Annotated in this window: 14 protein-coding genes; 1 reads left to right on the top strand and 13 read right to left on the bottom strand. The window is 37.6% G+C overall.

The window, feature by feature from the left end:
* Positions 1-66: 66 nt before the first annotated feature.
* The 13 genes from CD03_RS0103660 to CD03_RS0103600 form a co-directional block, all read right to left on the bottom strand.
* Positions 67-1,149, bottom strand: coding sequence for a type IV pilus twitching motility protein PilT (locus CD03_RS0103660; protein WP_044288878.1), 1,083 nt, complete (start codon positions 1,147-1,149; stop codon positions 67-69).
* A 14-nt stretch (positions 1,150-1,163) separates the two neighbouring features.
* Positions 1,164-2,861, bottom strand: coding sequence for a GspE/PulE family protein (locus CD03_RS0103655; RefSeq protein WP_027292476.1), 1,698 nt, complete (start codon positions 2,859-2,861; stop codon positions 1,164-1,166).
* A gap of 12 nt (positions 2,862-2,873) precedes the next feature.
* Positions 2,874-3,629, bottom strand: a complete 756-nt coding sequence (locus CD03_RS0103650; RefSeq protein WP_027292475.1) for a prepilin peptidase — start codon at positions 3,627-3,629, stop codon at positions 2,874-2,876.
* A complete protein-coding gene (locus CD03_RS0103645; RefSeq protein WP_027292474.1) occupies positions 3,629-4,300 on the bottom strand; it encodes a hypothetical protein in 672 nt (223 codons plus the stop codon). The genes CD03_RS0103650 and CD03_RS0103645 overlap by 1 nt, the downstream gene beginning before the upstream one ends.
* 17 nt (positions 4,301-4,317) lie before the next feature.
* The gene (locus CD03_RS0103640) at positions 4,318-5,007 is read right to left on the bottom strand and encodes a hypothetical protein (protein WP_027292473.1); all 690 of its coding nucleotides are present in this window, start codon (positions 5,005-5,007) and stop codon (positions 4,318-4,320) included.
* A 111-nt stretch (positions 5,008-5,118) separates the two neighbouring features.
* The gene (locus tag CD03_RS0103635) at positions 5,119-6,189 is read right to left on the bottom strand and encodes a hypothetical protein (RefSeq protein ID WP_027292472.1); all 1,071 of its coding nucleotides are present in this window, start codon (positions 6,187-6,189) and stop codon (positions 5,119-5,121) included.
* A gap of 11 nt (positions 6,190-6,200) precedes the next feature.
* On the bottom strand, positions 6,201-7,427 hold the full coding sequence (locus CD03_RS0103630; protein WP_027292471.1) for a type II secretion system F family protein: 1,227 nt from the start codon (positions 7,425-7,427) through the stop codon (positions 6,201-6,203).
* A gap of 3 nt (positions 7,428-7,430) precedes the next feature.
* Positions 7,431-10,391 (bottom strand): polymer-forming cytoskeletal protein, encoded by a 2,961-nt coding sequence (locus tag CD03_RS0103625; RefSeq protein WP_027292470.1) that lies wholly within the window; start codon positions 10,389-10,391, stop codon positions 7,431-7,433.
* Complete coding sequence (locus CD03_RS0103620; protein WP_027292469.1) at positions 10,378-10,686, bottom strand: hypothetical protein; 309 nt, start codon at positions 10,684-10,686, stop codon at positions 10,378-10,380. Before CD03_RS0103620 ends, CD03_RS0103625 begins: the two co-directional genes overlap by 14 nt.
* 21 nt (positions 10,687-10,707) lie before the next feature.
* Positions 10,708-11,409: a PilW family protein gene (locus CD03_RS0103615; RefSeq protein WP_027292468.1), complete on the bottom strand. Its 702-nt coding sequence runs from the start codon at positions 11,407-11,409 to the stop codon at positions 10,708-10,710.
* A gap of 39 nt (positions 11,410-11,448) precedes the next feature.
* Complete coding sequence (locus CD03_RS0103610; protein ID WP_027292467.1) at positions 11,449-11,907, bottom strand: hypothetical protein; 459 nt, start codon at positions 11,905-11,907, stop codon at positions 11,449-11,451.
* 19 nt (positions 11,908-11,926) lie between these two features.
* Positions 11,927-12,565: a hypothetical protein gene (locus tag CD03_RS0103605; RefSeq protein WP_027292466.1), complete on the bottom strand. Its 639-nt coding sequence runs from the start codon at positions 12,563-12,565 to the stop codon at positions 11,927-11,929.
* Between the two features lie 25 nt (positions 12,566-12,590).
* Positions 12,591-13,373, bottom strand: coding sequence for a LytR/AlgR family response regulator transcription factor (locus CD03_RS0103600; protein WP_027292465.1), 783 nt, complete (start codon positions 13,371-13,373; stop codon positions 12,591-12,593).
* Between the two features lie 239 nt (positions 13,374-13,612).
* Between CD03_RS0103600 and CD03_RS0103595 the strand changes: the two genes are divergently transcribed.
* Positions 13,613-14,815: a hypothetical protein gene (locus CD03_RS0103595; protein ID WP_156042753.1), complete on the top strand. Its 1,203-nt coding sequence runs from the start codon at positions 13,613-13,615 to the stop codon at positions 14,813-14,815.
* The last annotated feature ends 5 nt before the right edge of the window (positions 14,816-14,820 follow it).

The following is a 14,820-nucleotide window of genomic DNA, read 5'->3' as shown; positions in this document are numbered from 1 at the left end:
TGAAATGCAGTTTTTTTGACATTAATTTACTTCTTTTTACTTTTTCATGACTTTTTTCGTCTTTTTTTACTTATTAACCAAGTATTTATTCACCATTTGCTTATCAACACACCTTTCAATACCTGCATCATAAGTTATAATATTCGCCTGTATCAGTTTCGCAATATGGTAATCCAATGACTGCATCCCTACTTTTTGACCTGTTTGAAGCACTGATGCAATCTGATGGCATTTATTTTCCCTTATCATATTAGAAACTGCATCATTACACAGCAAAATCTCAAATGCTGCCACCCGGCCTGTCCCATCCGCTTTCGGAATCAAAGTCTGAGTAATAACACCACATAAAACCTGTGCTAAAAGTATCCGTATTTCGTCTTGCTGGCTTGCAGGGTATTGGTCTATGATACGGCTAAGCGTACTGGCAGCGCCGGTTGTATGTAAAGTAGACAATACATAATGCCCTGTTTCTGCGGCAGTTATGGCTGATGATGTAGTTTCGAGGTCTCGCATTTCTCCTACCTGTATGACATCAGGATCTTCTCGAAGGGCACTTTTCAATGCACCTGCAAAAGACTCCACATCCCTTCCTACCTCTCTTTGATTAACCATAGACCTCTTGTGCTCATGTTTATACTCTATCGGATCCTCAAATGTCAAAATATGGCATTGTTTATTCATGTTAATATAATTAATCATAGATGCCAGTGTAGTGGATTTACCGCTCCCGGTGGGTCCTGTAACCAAAAGCAGCCCTCTCGGGAACATTGCCAGCTTTTTAAACAGCTCAGGAAGATGCAGTTCATCAATTGTGGGAATCGTATCATTTAGCAAACGTATTGCTATACCAGGACTCCCATACTGTGTGTAAATATTGACACGATTCCGGTTACCGTCAGCTGAAACATAACAAAAGTCCACATCCTGTCCAAATACATATCTTTTTTTTACCTGAACCAGCATAGAATCAGCCAAAGCACGTATCTGATTTTCATTCAGAATACCCACTTCTTTCATTTTCTCCAAACTCCCATGAATTCTCATAATAGGCGAAAGTCCTTTTGTAAAATGCAGGTCAGATACCTTCCATTCCCTGCAGGTCTCCAAAAGAATATCTATTATCTGCCTTTTTTCAATTTCGTTACCCATGATTCCAACCCCTTTTAGTCTAATGATGTTTTTATTTTTTTCATTTCCTGAGTAGTTGTAACGCCCTGGTTCACCAGCTCCTGCATATGTAATCCCAGATCCAGAAATCCCTTTTCCTCCTTCAGGTATTCTTTTATGACATTACTCTCTGCCTTTTGTACAACAAACCTTTTTACCTTATTATCTATTTCTATGATTTCATAGACTGCCATTCTGCCAAGATAGCCAGTATTATTACACATTGGACATCCTCTTCCATGGTGTAATTTTTCAGGTTTCTCTCCTTCCCATTCCTCCAACTCCTCTGGTTCAGGAGAATACTCTTCTTTACAGTATTTGCAGATTTTTTTTACCAGTCTCTGCGCCACAACACAGGCAATTGAGGATGCAACCATATATGGCTCCACCCCCATATCTATTAAACGCATAAATGCCGATGCCGCATCATTTGTATGCATGGTTGCAATAACCAGGTGACCGGTTATCGCCGCACGTGCTCCTATCTCGGCAGTCTCTGCATCTCTGATTTCACCTATCATTACAATATCCGGATCCTGCCTTAGTATCGATCTCAATCCGGCTGCAAACGTAAGACCGCTTTTTATATTTACCTGCACCTGATTAATTTTCGGTAATATTTTTTCCACAGGATCTTCTACCGTAATTACATTAATAGTAGGTTTTGCCAGCATTTTCAAAGCTGCATATACGGTTGTGGTCTTACCACTTCCGGTAGGTCCTGTAATCAGCACAATCCCATTCGGCGCACTCAGTCCCTTTTCAAACTTTTTCTGATTCTGACCCATATGAAGATCCTCTATTCCGAGAATATCCTCAGGGTTACTGGTCCCCAGAATTCGAATAACAATCTTCTCCCCGAATATCGTCGGGAGAGTGGAAATTCTCATGTTTACTTTTTCTCCATCTAAAAGCACATTCATTCTACCATCCTGGGGCAGTCTTTTTTCTGCAATGTCTAATCCCCCTAGCACCTTAAAGCGGCTCAACAGATGCCCAAAAGCTGTTTTGGCAAAAGACATCGTCTCTATTAGTTCTCCATCTATCCTGAGCCTTACAGTTACATGATTTTCTACAGGCTCAATATGGATGTCGCTTGCTTTTCTCTGATATCCCTGTTCCAGAATAACTCCTACCGCCTTTACAATAGAATCATTCTGGAGGCTTTCGTCATCAAATGCAAAGATTTCTTCCTGTTCTTCTTCTCCTTTTCCAAACTCATCCTCAATCTGTGCCATTATATTATTAACACTTTGTTGTATATAATTTTGCCGGATAGCTTCTTCAATATCGTTCTTAGTGGCCAGGAGCACAGAAACCTGTTTACCGCATAACTGACTGAGTTTTTCAAATAATACCTGCTTAAAAGGATTGTCGGTAGCAACATGCAGCATATATTCTGTTTCATGTACAGGAATAATTACATTCTTTTTGGCATCTTCTTCCGAAATATACCGCAGTATGACAGGAGATATTTTCTGGGCTGCAAGATTAACCAGCGGAAGATTATATTTAACACCCATAGCCCGTATATAATCAAACTCAGATATTATATTTTTTTCCAGTAAAATAGTACTCAGCATCTTCTTCGGGTAAGCTTTTTTTGCCTCAGCAGCTTTCAGCAGTCCCTCTTCATTTAGAAGACCCATTTTAACCAGAATCATTTCCAAACTTTGATTTTGTTCTTTTTCCATCGTTACCTCCCCTTAATATAATCCCAGATACCAGTCAAAAATCATATTTCCCCAGATCGAGGCTATTATCAGGCCAAAAGAAAGAAAAGGTCCAAACGGCATCTTCAATTTTCTTTTTTTCTTATGAATGAGTATCATAATTCCATAGATTCCAGCGATAATTACTGCTGCCATCATAGCAACAATATTTGCCTTCCACCCAAGCAGGAATCCGGCAACAGCCATTAGCTGGATATCTCCTCCTCCAAACCCTCCGCATAACAGAGTGATGAGAATCATGGGCACACTGATTGCAAATATACCAATTACTTTATCCCAAATGTTATCTGTTCCATTTATAAAAACGGAAGCTATACCTAATCCAATAATGATGATTTCAAACCTGTATGGAATCTCCATCGTATCCCAGTCAATCATACAGATTACAATCAATACAGAAAAGAAAATACAGTATAGAACTGTATTTAAACTCTTTCCCCAAATATATGCAGCCGCTCCCCACAGAACGCCATTTAAAAGTTCAATAACCGGATAACGAAGGGAAATATGCTTTTTGCAAAATCTGCATTTTCCGCCTAGAACACAATAGCTGATTACCGGTACCAGATCATACCATTTTAGTGTCTTTTTACAATAAGTACACATGGACCTTCCATGATTTCCATTAACTGAAATTTCTCTTGGAATTCTGTATATACATACATTTAAGAAACTGCCGACGATAATTCCTGCTATAACTGCATATGCAATGATATAATTCAAATCCATTACTGTTTTTCCTCCTCTATCGGCGGCGGTGTCATCCCATACATATTTACCTGCAATGACACTTCTCTGACTGTTTCCCCCTGAGGTTCAAATTCGACAGTAGGTATCTGAAGACAGTAGCGCTCTTTATTTTTTTCTCCTAATCCTTCCGGTGGTATATTATTAATAGCATTAATTACCTGCAGACACTGGGAATCGTTTACATCCAATGATATAGATATTTGTGAAACGAGAAAAAGATTAATTAATTCTCCTCCCATATCCGCCTGCATCTTTGTATAGTCCTTAGCATTCTTTGGCTGTACAATACTGCTTTCATAGGTAACAGCATCGACTTCTGTATAAGGAGATATATTTATGGAATTCAGTTTCAATCCCAGGCTGGTAACAATTTCTTCGATTTTTTCATTAGCCTTAAAGCTTTTATAATTTTGTTCAAAGGTCATTTTACTGTCTTTTTTGATCTTTTCATAATTGGGTTCTATCGTAACATCTTCAATTACGCTGCGGATTCCGTCTTCCTGGATCTTTAAGGTCTCCAGCTCTTCTTTATTTAATTTAATTTTGTCATAGACGGACTGAACACCCATTGTGATAATCAAAGCACTGAACATAATCGTAAACAGCAGCATGATAAGCTTTTTTTGACTCTCCGTAATAGAAAAACTCAATATTTAACCCCCTTTCTTTATTGTACCGTTTCAGATTGAACTTGTGTTTCAGCAACTGCTGGTTCAGATTCTTCTGCTGTCTCAGTATCCACTTGCCAAAGCGTTATTTTTAAATCATAAATATAAACCATATCGCCAAAGACATCAGTCTGATTTTTAAACCCTGTGTACTGCACATCCGAGAACATCTGTGTTCCGTCCTTTTTCTTCAATTCACTTAAATGCTGGGCAAAAAGCTTAGGCTTTTTCTCATCATCAGCAGAGCAATTTAACGTTAAGGAATTACCTCCATAATTATAATTCGTAATTTCACTGCCATCTCCAATTGCCTTATCCATTTCTGCAGTAAAAAAATCCACCCATTTACTTGAGAACCGGGCACTGTCTTCTAACTGCTTCAAATATTGTGAAGAAGCATTATTATAATCTTCTATTTTTTTTGTTTTTGCTTTTATTGCCAGTTTTTCATTATACTGTTTGACGTTATTTTCATCCTGTATGTACGCTTTAGATGCTGTAATATCGCGTTCTACCATCAGGTTTTGATTCCACGCCATTGCATATACGATCAAAACGCTTCCCAGCATTAATGCACAAACGAGAAATACTGCATTACTGGAACGGCGTGCTTTAAATTTATCCGGATTTTCATTCTCATGCAAACTGACATAAAAATTGATATCTTTATCTCTTCTATTTATTTTCATAATTTATAACCCATGCATATAGCAAAGCATCTGCTATACTGCCACAAATAAATTGAGTTGGAAAAACAACAGCGTGGCTTCCTTCCATTTACATATTTTTCTTCCAACCTGTTAACTTTTTAAAAGACAGCCAATTGCCCCTGCGTACTTTGGATAATCTGTTTCATATATCCCTCTTACCCCTTTGGGAACAGGAAGATGGGAGGTGGGGATATCGACCATTGCTGCAGTCAGTTCACACATTCTAGACAGCATGGAAAATTCACCGTATAGATAGATGCTCTCCACAGGCTGATCCGGTAATACACTTTTCTGAAATGCCAGGAATTGTTTTATTTCCTTCATATAAAGTATCATCATATTCTTTTCCTCCTCCATCTCTGATTCGTACTCTGTATCACCTCCAAGATCCAGATTCATCCCCTCCAGCATGATTGTTTTTGTAAAGATATCTCCATCGATACCATTTGTCATTATTTTAATTTTTTCATAATAAAGACCAATCCATAATTTCACCTGTCCTTCGATCCGGACATTCTGAAATTCATCTGTTTCATCATCTATTTCCTGATCTTCATGAAAACTATCCGTCAATCCTGCTTTCTTTTTCCTGGGTTTCTTTACTTTCTTCTTTTTTTTAGGCTCTGAAAACTCTTTAATTATGCCAATGTCCTTTTTGTCTAACTGCTTAATAATGGATTCATTTAATGTATCAATACTTTTTAAATTTAACCGGCTCTCTTCACAAAGCCCCTGATAATCCTTGAGAAAGATTTTGGGAATTGCATACAAAATGCACTTCATATATTTCTTATTATTTTTTTTGTATATATCTTTTACAATATAGTCCAGAATGTGATCTTCATCTGCAATAAGCTCCCCCATCTCACGCTGCATGAGCTGAAGTACTATTTCCCTTTTTTCAAAGGGTACCTCTACTTCTTTCCTTTTTAACGCAGTACCATCTACCACAAAACAAATTTGCCTTTCTCTTATCAGGTTATGATCCAGCAAAGCCCCCCTGATCTCTTCCGCCAGTCCCTTTATATTTTTAATATATCCGTTTCTAAGTGCTCCCCATGGGGTGGTTATGCTGAATGAATCTAATATCCGGACTCCCCTTACGCTAAGGACGCCGGATACAATATGTATGTTACTGCCTGTCATTTCAATACCAATCATGATCTGCCTCCTTAACTTGCCTTTGCTTTTTCGGTAACCTGAGATGCAAGTGAAAATGATGGAACGATTACGGCTGCAATTACAACCAGTAACAATACTCCAATGATAACCAGAATTACCGGTTCAATCACTGTTACCATTCTCGCAATTGCTTCTTCTGCTTCACTCATATAGAACACGGAGATTTCCTGCAGGATATGTTCCAGATTACCGGCTTCTTCACCAACAAACATCAGTGAAGTAAACATCGGTTCAAATATTTGTTCTTTTTCCAAAGCTGCGGAAAGCATTTTCCCCGACTCCACCGCCTTGATAACCGATTTAAAACGTTCTTCATAATATTTATTATTCAAAATGGAAGATGCTATCTCCAACGAATCCAGCATAGAAACACCACTTCCGTAAAGTACAGCCATCGTACTGCTAAAATTGGCTATCGCCACTTTTTCTGTAGCTACTCTGATTATAGGGAGCTGCGTTTTTATCTGGTCAATATAATAAGCAAATTGATAATTTGTCATTAAAATAACGAATAATAACCAGACTGCTGCAACTGCAATTACGATGTACAGCCATTTGTTTATAAAAAAATCACTGATTGCAATAACTGCCTGAGTAACTGCAGGAAGTTCAACATCTAACTGATCAAATACAACAAAAAACTTTGGTAAAATAAAAGTAAACAGACCGACAACAATAATTACCAGCAGCACTAACAAAATTTTCGGATACAGTAATCCCGTTTTTATTTTGTTTTTTAACCTATGCTGAGATTCGAAATATACTCCGCATTTATCAATAACAATATCCAGATTACCACTGGCTTCACCGGCTCTAACCATATTTACCAGCATAGGAGGAAACACATCCCCTTCTGCCCTCATACATTCATTTAAGGACATACCTTTTTGAATATTCTGGTATATATTTCCGTATATTCTATACAACTGCCTTTGCCCTGTCTGTTTTGCCTGAACAGTAAGGATATCAAAAGCTTTAACCAGGGGAATTCCGGCTGATAACATAGAACCAAACTGCCTGCAGAACAAGGTAACTGTTTTTAATGATAATTTTTTAGCTTTCGTCTGCTTTTCCTGCTTATCCAATTGTAAAATTTTGATAGGCTGCAATCCATTTTTTTCTATGCTTTCATATACATCCGCATAATTGGCTGCTTCCACATATTTTTTAACAACTTTTCCTTCCATGTCCCTTGCCGTATAACGAAATTTTGCCATGTACTATTTCCCCTTTCTTTCAGGATTTTTGAAAAAGATGTCTCCTTGTACCATTGCCCCCTGTGTAATCCTTACATCGGATGAATAGATATTTCCCAAAACTAATGCATCATTTTTAATGACTACTTTTCCTCTTGCTTCTATTTCGCCAAATACCGTTCCTTCCACAACGATGGAATCACAGCTTACTTTCCCCATGATAGCTGCTCCAGATAAACAAAGAACCTTTCCCTGGGCAATGACATCCTTCTTTACAACTGCCAGCGGATTCAGCGTCACGTTATCTCCGCTGACTGAACCGGTAATTAATCCATTAATAAAGGTCTCTTTTTCCTGACTTTTATAAACGTTACTCTCTTCCATAACAGCCTCTTGGCTGACAATCTCCAATTTAGGCTTTTTCTTAAATAGTTCTCGAATTTTCTGAATCAGCCTGGACAGCAGGCTCTGCCGCTTTTCCTCTGTCAGCACTTTTACTGCATGACTGGAAGAATCTGCTTTTACTATTTCAGCAGTTGTCTGTTTTTGTTCTTTCGTTAGCTTCTCTTTTGTTATCCTTTCCTCCGGAACTTTTTTTGCCGCAGGTTTTTTATTATTTTCTTCCTTAGCTGCTTTCCCAACAATTTTCTTTTTTTCCGGTACAGCCACAGATACCGGATCGGATATCTTTTTATGTATTACCTTCTGCATGTCCGCTGCATGATCCTCCTGAAAATAAGCGGCAATTCCATCTTCCATTCTTTTTTCTGCAGAGACAGGTTTTGTGGGTTCTGTCTTCTTTTTCTCTTCTGCAGAATCCTTGTCCTCATCTATATATTCCAGGCTTTCTATGTCCTGTTTTTCTATGTTTTGCTTTTCATTATTCTGTAAATCAGACTGACCAGCCTGCGTATCTTCCATTAATGAATTCAGGATATCTTCTATGTTATTTGTATTACCGGAGGATTTACCTTTTAACTGTTCTGCATGTTCACCTGTGCCAATTACCGAAGCAGTTTCCATTTCATTAATTTTTCCAGCGTCACTCTTTTGCTCTGAATCATTATGAAACAGTCCGGATGATTCCATGTCCATGCACTCTTCAACAGCTTCGGCTTCCTGATCAATGCCAGAATCGGATCCCCCTAATAACGAATTCAATAAATCTTCCATGACTTCAAACTGATCTGTTGTTTCATCACCAATAGAACTGTTAATTCCCAGGTTGTCGCTGTCTGTTTCTTCATTATCCTCCGATTCACTCTTCCTCCTTTCCATTTCCACTTTTAGAATTTCATCTGCATTTTCTCCTGAAACGATTTTGATTTCATCACTATATTCATCTAATTGCACTTGCTTTTCCCGCGAATTTTCCGGGGAATGATTTTCTGATACATTATCTTTGTTCTCAGATCCATCGGTAATCACTTCTTCACTTGTGTTACTTTCCTCAGATTCATCTTCCACATGTGCATTACTTTGTGTCTTTGCTGATTCCATATCATGATTGGCGGAAGATTCATCTTCACCACTGGTTATCGGATTTGTTTGCCCCTCTGATCCAGAATCAGGCACGATTTCCTGTTTTAAACAATTATCCATAGAAACAGGTTCTGGGCTTTCACTTTTTCTTTCTAAATCATCAGATAAGTCTTGATTATCCGGGCCTTCTCCAGCAAGACCATCAAGGTTTATTTCTATCTGCTCCTCTCCATTTTCACCATACTCCTGGAGGATTACCGTGTCACCTGGTTTGTTCCCGGCCTTTTCATTACCATGCCCTAAAACTCTACCATCCTCTGCAGACTCCGGCCGAGGCATATTTTTGTCCGCTTTGACAGAAGATATAAAAACTTTGTTACGGTATTCCTCAGTATCATCTGTATCTGTCTCCGGTGATTCATCCGCTTCACTTATCTGATCATTAGATAACAAATTGCTAAATAAATCAGATAAATTGCTGTCATGGACTTCTCCCGGTTCCTCGGTATTCAAGCTTTCATGCTCTCCATCAGACCTAGTGTCTGTAATTTCAATGCTTTCATCTTCATCTTCTGCTTTTTCTGTATTTTCTGCAGATTCCATATTCAGTCCCGGTATATAAACATCTCCATTATCTTCCTGATTGTCCTTGCTATGCAGATCTGCCTCTAATTTACCCTCTGATAAAAGGCGGCTCAACAGATCACTCATACTCTGAGTTTCATCATCCATCTGTCCCACGAACGCTTCCTGCTCTGCCTGCTCAATATGCCCGGATTCCTCACCGGAATGATTGCTTTTATATTTTGATGAGTCCTGATGAGTGAAAACTCTGTTTTTCAATTCCGAATCCTGGCCTTCTTCCATGCGCAGTTCCTGCAATTGTTTGAGCAGATCCTGGTCCAGGCTGTCTTTCACAGAATTAAGATCTGCTGTATTTTCATTTGCTTTATCTTCAACGATAATATTCTGCGCTTCATCCTTCGCAGTTTCTCCCATTTCCTGATATAGTTCTTCACCGAATAACTCTCTGATTGTATCCGCATTAGTCTTCTCATCACTACGTTCAACAACGGTATCCTGCTCCTCCATAACATCCGTTTCTACAATATCCGGTGAAAACACCTGGCTTCTGTATTCATCTGGGAGATCATATTCCTTCATCCGGCTGAAATCTAAGGGATTTGATCCTGCCGGTCCGTCCTGCTCAATCATATTCTTTATAACAATTTCATCTTCCACTACTTTTTTGGGAATATGTTCTGTTATCTTTTCTTCCAGTTCATTCATATCTTTCACATATATTTTATCCGGCATGGAAGGATCTTTATCCGGATGTTCCAGATAGAACGCTTTTATTTCTGCTCTTAACTGTTCTATCTCCTGTGCAATATCCTGTTGTTCAATATCCAGCACTTCTTCCTGTTCCAGTTCATCCCTGGACTTAAAGATTTTTTTTGCAGAGGTAAATATCTTATTTTTATTCATCTTACTTTTCGCCATCCTTATTTGTATTCCTTTCTTCTATTCTGCCCTCCTGCATCCGCATGTCCGAGGCCAATTGCTGTATTCGCTCATCCATTATGTTTATCTGACGCTTCAATGTATAATATTGTCCAGCGATATAAGTAAACTGAACGCTGACAAATAGCAGCAGAACAAGCATTAATATTATTCCAATCCCGATGATTCCCCTCTTCCTATATACTTTCTTTTTTATCTCTAACTGCTGTTTTACTTCTAATTCACGCAGTCTGTTAATCTTAGCTTCTATATCATTCTGAATCTGTTCAGACATGGGATGTCTCCTTTCCTGCATCTAGTTCTTATTTAAGCCTTCTACCGATACCTCCGATAATGCCACAGCCATCTTTCCGGTTCCGGTGAGTTTAATCATATAAATCCCTTTTTTACCTGCATCCCCTGCCACAACACCCTTGTCTCTGATTTGAAGTTTCAAATTTAACCCTCTGTAATATTTGCCGCCAAAAGACAGCCCATAAATGGATTCCCCCTGATAATTATCGGCTGCTATTTTTTTACTCACTAAATAAATTTTTTTATATCCCAGATCTATTCCGTTACCATAAAATTCTGCACCTGACACTAACTGTCCGGTAACACCGGAACCAGGTAAAGCAACAGCATTTTTGGTTCCGTTCATATCGTCAAAGATTAACCGGTTATCGTCCTTAGGATCCAGATAAACCTCAGTTCCTTCTGCAAACCAGCTGGCGGCTGCCCCTGCCACGGTTTTTCCGGACACTTTCGTCTCTCCCTCTGACAAACGGTAGAAGACCCTCACATCTTCGCCATACATCACATAATTAGTGATATCATCCATAATCGTGGTGACAGCCTCCTGATTATTTCCTGCGACCGTTTCTGTAAGGTAAATCTTGCTGCCTGAAGTTAATATCAGAGTGACTCCTAAGAAAAATATGGACATTACAGCCATCGTTACAATAAATTCCACTATGGTAAACCCATGTTTATCCATGTATTTTTGTTTTATTTTCATCACCTTCTCTATACTATATTTATGTATCTGCAGGATCGTTTACCTGTTATCAATTGTATAAATATATGCATTGCCGCCAGATACGGAAGCTTCTGATTTTACAGGTTCCTCATACCTGCAGAACACTTTATCTCTCAGCATGATTACCGTTGGAATCATCCCACTATTTACAGTAGATACATCAATCGTTCCTGTACCCAAAGGGGAGTTGTCTGCAAGAATAATGTCTTCTCTGTTAATATTGTTCATAACCATTACTACATTAAATGCCGGTGTACTTTTTGTAAACGAAGCTGAAAAATCCTTTTCAACTGTTTTACTGAATATCCTCTCCCATTCACTGGATACCACAGCCGATTTACGAAATAACGTAGATGCACTGATTACACTCAGGCTGAAAAAAGAAATTACAATTGTCAGAACAGCAAATGCGCATAAAGTTTCAATCAAAACAGAACCTTTACTATTACGGAAAATGTTAATAATTTTATTGAACACACTATCCCTCCAATCGAATTTAAGTTGTATATAGTTTTCCGGTATATTTATTTAACTGCCATTTCATGTTTATAAAAGGTTCCAGCGATGGCGGAGGCTCCACATCCGATCCATCGGGATTTTTATTCGCATTAGCAGAACAATAGTAATCAGCTGCTATGCGATATTCCATATCCGTCAGCTTTATCCGGTATTCTACTTTTAAGCGGTCTCCAATTCTTATATAATTCTTTGCATCATCCGGAAGTATCTGGCCGGCACCCTGGGGTTCATAAGCAACCGACATATCCATGTAAACTTTCCCAAGATCATTCTGTATAAAGGAATTTGTTAAATACTTTTTATCTCCGCCTGCATTTTCCCCCAGGTCAAACTGAAACTTATAGACTTTTGCATACTGGGACAATTTACCCGGATCTGTAACAATAATATTTTTTACCATCTGCGCAATCTGCTGGTTTAACTTCCCCTCTTCAATTGTTTTAGTCGCATCCTCAACTAATGCCGTTGCATATAAATATAATTGATCCTGTTTTTGACGCACGAATGTACTTTGATATCTGTAGCTGGCAACCAAAAGAAGGCTGCCTGCAAATGCCATTAACAACAGCATTAATGCCAACGCCATTGGAACCGTATACCCTTTCTTGTTTAGCATGCTCCTCCTACCTTCCTTTTTCACTTTACAGCAGTATTGTCTTTTCCTGCTGTATCATCCTCTCCACAAGATCTTGTTTGTAATTTCTCGCAACAGGTAATTTTTCCCCGGTCATAAGATAAAGTTCACCTTTATCTACGCAGTCCACATAGTTTAAATTCACAATATAGCCCCTGTGAATCCTGACAAAATTCTCATTTTTAATGCTTTGCTCTACATTTTTTAAGCTTTCATAAAAAGAATATTCCTGATTGTCCTGGCAATAAATCTGCGTTACCCTATGCTCTACTTTCATATAAACGATCCGATTCATATTAATCCTGTTCAACTTTCCATTTTGAGTAAAACACAGGGAATTATTTTTTTTGTCTAGAATTAACCGAAAGCACTTCATAATTACTTCTTCGAATTTTCCATGAGTGACTTCCTTTTCTATAAAATAGTAAAAAGGATTCACCTGAAAGGAATCCAATATATTTTCAATTTCCATCCCTAAAAAAATAATTTCAGCCTCACATTCATTTTTCCGAAAAGCCCTGGCAATATTTATCCCTCTTAAATACCTGTATTCCCATCCAATCATAATCAGATCGAGTGTTTTTGCCCTGTCCTCTTCACAAAACAGGGCTTCTTTTCCACTCTCATATAAGGCAAACGTCACATCATACCCATTTTTTTCAGCAATATATATGAGCAGATTTTTATATGTTTTCATCAGGCTTTCGTTTTCATTGCAAATTAAAATATTAATATTCTGCTCTATATTCTGCTCATACTGCTTTTGTATCTTTTTTTCTTTATCTTTCATAGCCTCATTTCTTCCCAATTTCTTTAAGACATTATTCTAACAAAAAATAGTGGTTCTATTGATCTATATGTACTGAATAGAAAATTAATCGACATATTTTTATTATTTGCGATGTAAATTGCGGTATATCAACTTCTTATCTTTGTTTTAATACACAAAATGTGCTTTTTAATACATTTTCATGCATTGTATTTTTAAAATATGTTATTTTTGTACTATATTTTTGAAATATCTCAGATTTGATTCCATTGCAAATAAATCAATTTATCTCAAACTACATATCAATAATTCAGTTTATAAAAAACAAAAGGAGCATAATAATGAATCAGGAAAACCAAAAACAAGAACAAAAAAGCATGTTATCTCAAAATACGGATTTATCAGAAAAAAAAGAAAATCAATTACCTGTTGAGGCAGAAACTAAGGATACCACTTATCCCACCGTACAAAGCAGCATTATTCCCTCTATAAATGATTCAAAAAAAGAAGAGACAAATAATCCCACGGTTGAAATTAATCCCCAAAAGAAACCCGAAGCATCACAGAATAATATTAATAATAATGAATCCATCAAAGAAAAATCACCGGACTCAGAATCCAGAAAACCTTTTACTGCAGGCCAGGACATTATATCCAGACCGCCTAAATATGATCCTGAAAGAATGAATAACCATATACAGAATTTAATTAAAGAAAAAAAGGCTCATTTAAAAAAAATTGCTAATTTAGAAGACCAGGTGAATCAGTTAAGAAAAGATTTATCAGCAAATAATACACGTGTTCCGAAGACTGAAAAAATGATTGATATTTTTTCTACTGCTCAGGAAAATGCAGAAAAATATTTTGATAATATTAAGAATCTTGCAGATGCAGAAATGGAAAAAGCGAAAAAAAGTGCAGAAGAAACTATAACAAACGCTAACCAAAAAGCTCAGAAAGTTTTAGCTTTAGCTGAAAAGAAAGCTCTTTACATACAGGAAAAAGCCTCTGAACAAGCACTGGAACTACAGAAGAAAAATGGAATAATGATGCAGGAGACAGAGCGTTATAAATCCTCTATTGAAGCTCAGTTAAACGAAGCAAAAGCCAAAATAGAGACTTCCGAAAATCAGGCAAATGAAAAAGCAGAGCGGATTATAATTAAGGCAAAAGAAGATGCAGCAAATATATTAACTGAAGCAAACATGAAGCTGGAACTGGCTAATAAAAAGCATGATCAGATTATCGGCCGTGCCGAAGATCAGGTTGAACATATTGTAAGCTGTGCTCGTACTGAGTATGAGGGTCTCCGTTCATTGATTGATAAAAGTTCACTTCAATATATTGAATTGTGTAAAGATTTGTCTGATTTTGACTATCTGTACAGTTTTACTGAAACTATAAATTCACAGCCTGATGAAGATGATTCAGAATCTGACAGCGGCGAGACAAAAGAGAATTAATTTTT

The organism is Robinsoniella sp. KNHs210, from assembly GCF_000686105.1.
In the GTDB taxonomy this organism is placed as follows: domain Bacteria; phylum Bacillota; class Clostridia; order Lachnospirales; family Lachnospiraceae; genus Robinsoniella; species Robinsoniella peoriensis.
Note: the sequence above shows the minus strand (reverse complement) of the source record. Positions and strands in the feature narration are given on the sequence as shown.

Bases quoted from the DNA above. Each gene is read 5' to 3' on its own strand.
- CD03_RS0103660 (WP_044288878.1), bottom strand. From the start codon at position 1,149: ATGGGTAACGAAATTGAAAAAAGGCAGATAATAGATATTCTTTTGGAG.
- CD03_RS0103655 (WP_027292476.1), bottom strand. From the start codon at position 2,861: ATGGAAAAAGAACAAAATCAAAGTTTGGAAATGATTCTGGTTAAAATG.
- CD03_RS0103650 (WP_027292475.1), bottom strand. From the start codon at position 3,629: ATGGATTTGAATTATATCATTGCATATGCAGTTATAGCAGGAATTATC.
- CD03_RS0103640 (WP_027292473.1), bottom strand. From the start codon at position 5,007: ATGAAAATAAATAGAAGAGATAAAGATATCAATTTTTATGTCAGTTTG.
- CD03_RS0103635 (WP_027292472.1), bottom strand. From the start codon at position 6,189: ATGATTGGTATTGAAATGACAGGCAGTAACATACATATTGTATCCGGC.
- CD03_RS0103630 (WP_027292471.1), bottom strand. From the start codon at position 7,427: ATGGCAAAATTTCGTTATACGGCAAGGGACATGGAAGGAAAAGTTGTT.
- CD03_RS0103625 (WP_027292470.1), bottom strand. From the start codon at position 10,391: ATGGCGAAAAGTAAGATGAATAAAAATAAGATATTTACCTCTGCAAAA.
- CD03_RS0103620 (WP_027292469.1), bottom strand. From the start codon at position 10,686: ATGTCTGAACAGATTCAGAATGATATAGAAGCTAAGATTAACAGACTG.
- CD03_RS0103615 (WP_027292468.1), bottom strand. From the start codon at position 11,409: ATGAAAATAAAACAAAAATACATGGATAAACATGGGTTTACCATAGTG.
- CD03_RS0103605 (WP_027292466.1), bottom strand. From the start codon at position 12,565: ATGCTAAACAAGAAAGGGTATACGGTTCCAATGGCGTTGGCATTAATG.
- CD03_RS0103600 (WP_027292465.1), bottom strand. From the start codon at position 13,373: ATGAAAGATAAAGAAAAAAAGATACAAAAGCAGTATGAGCAGAATATA.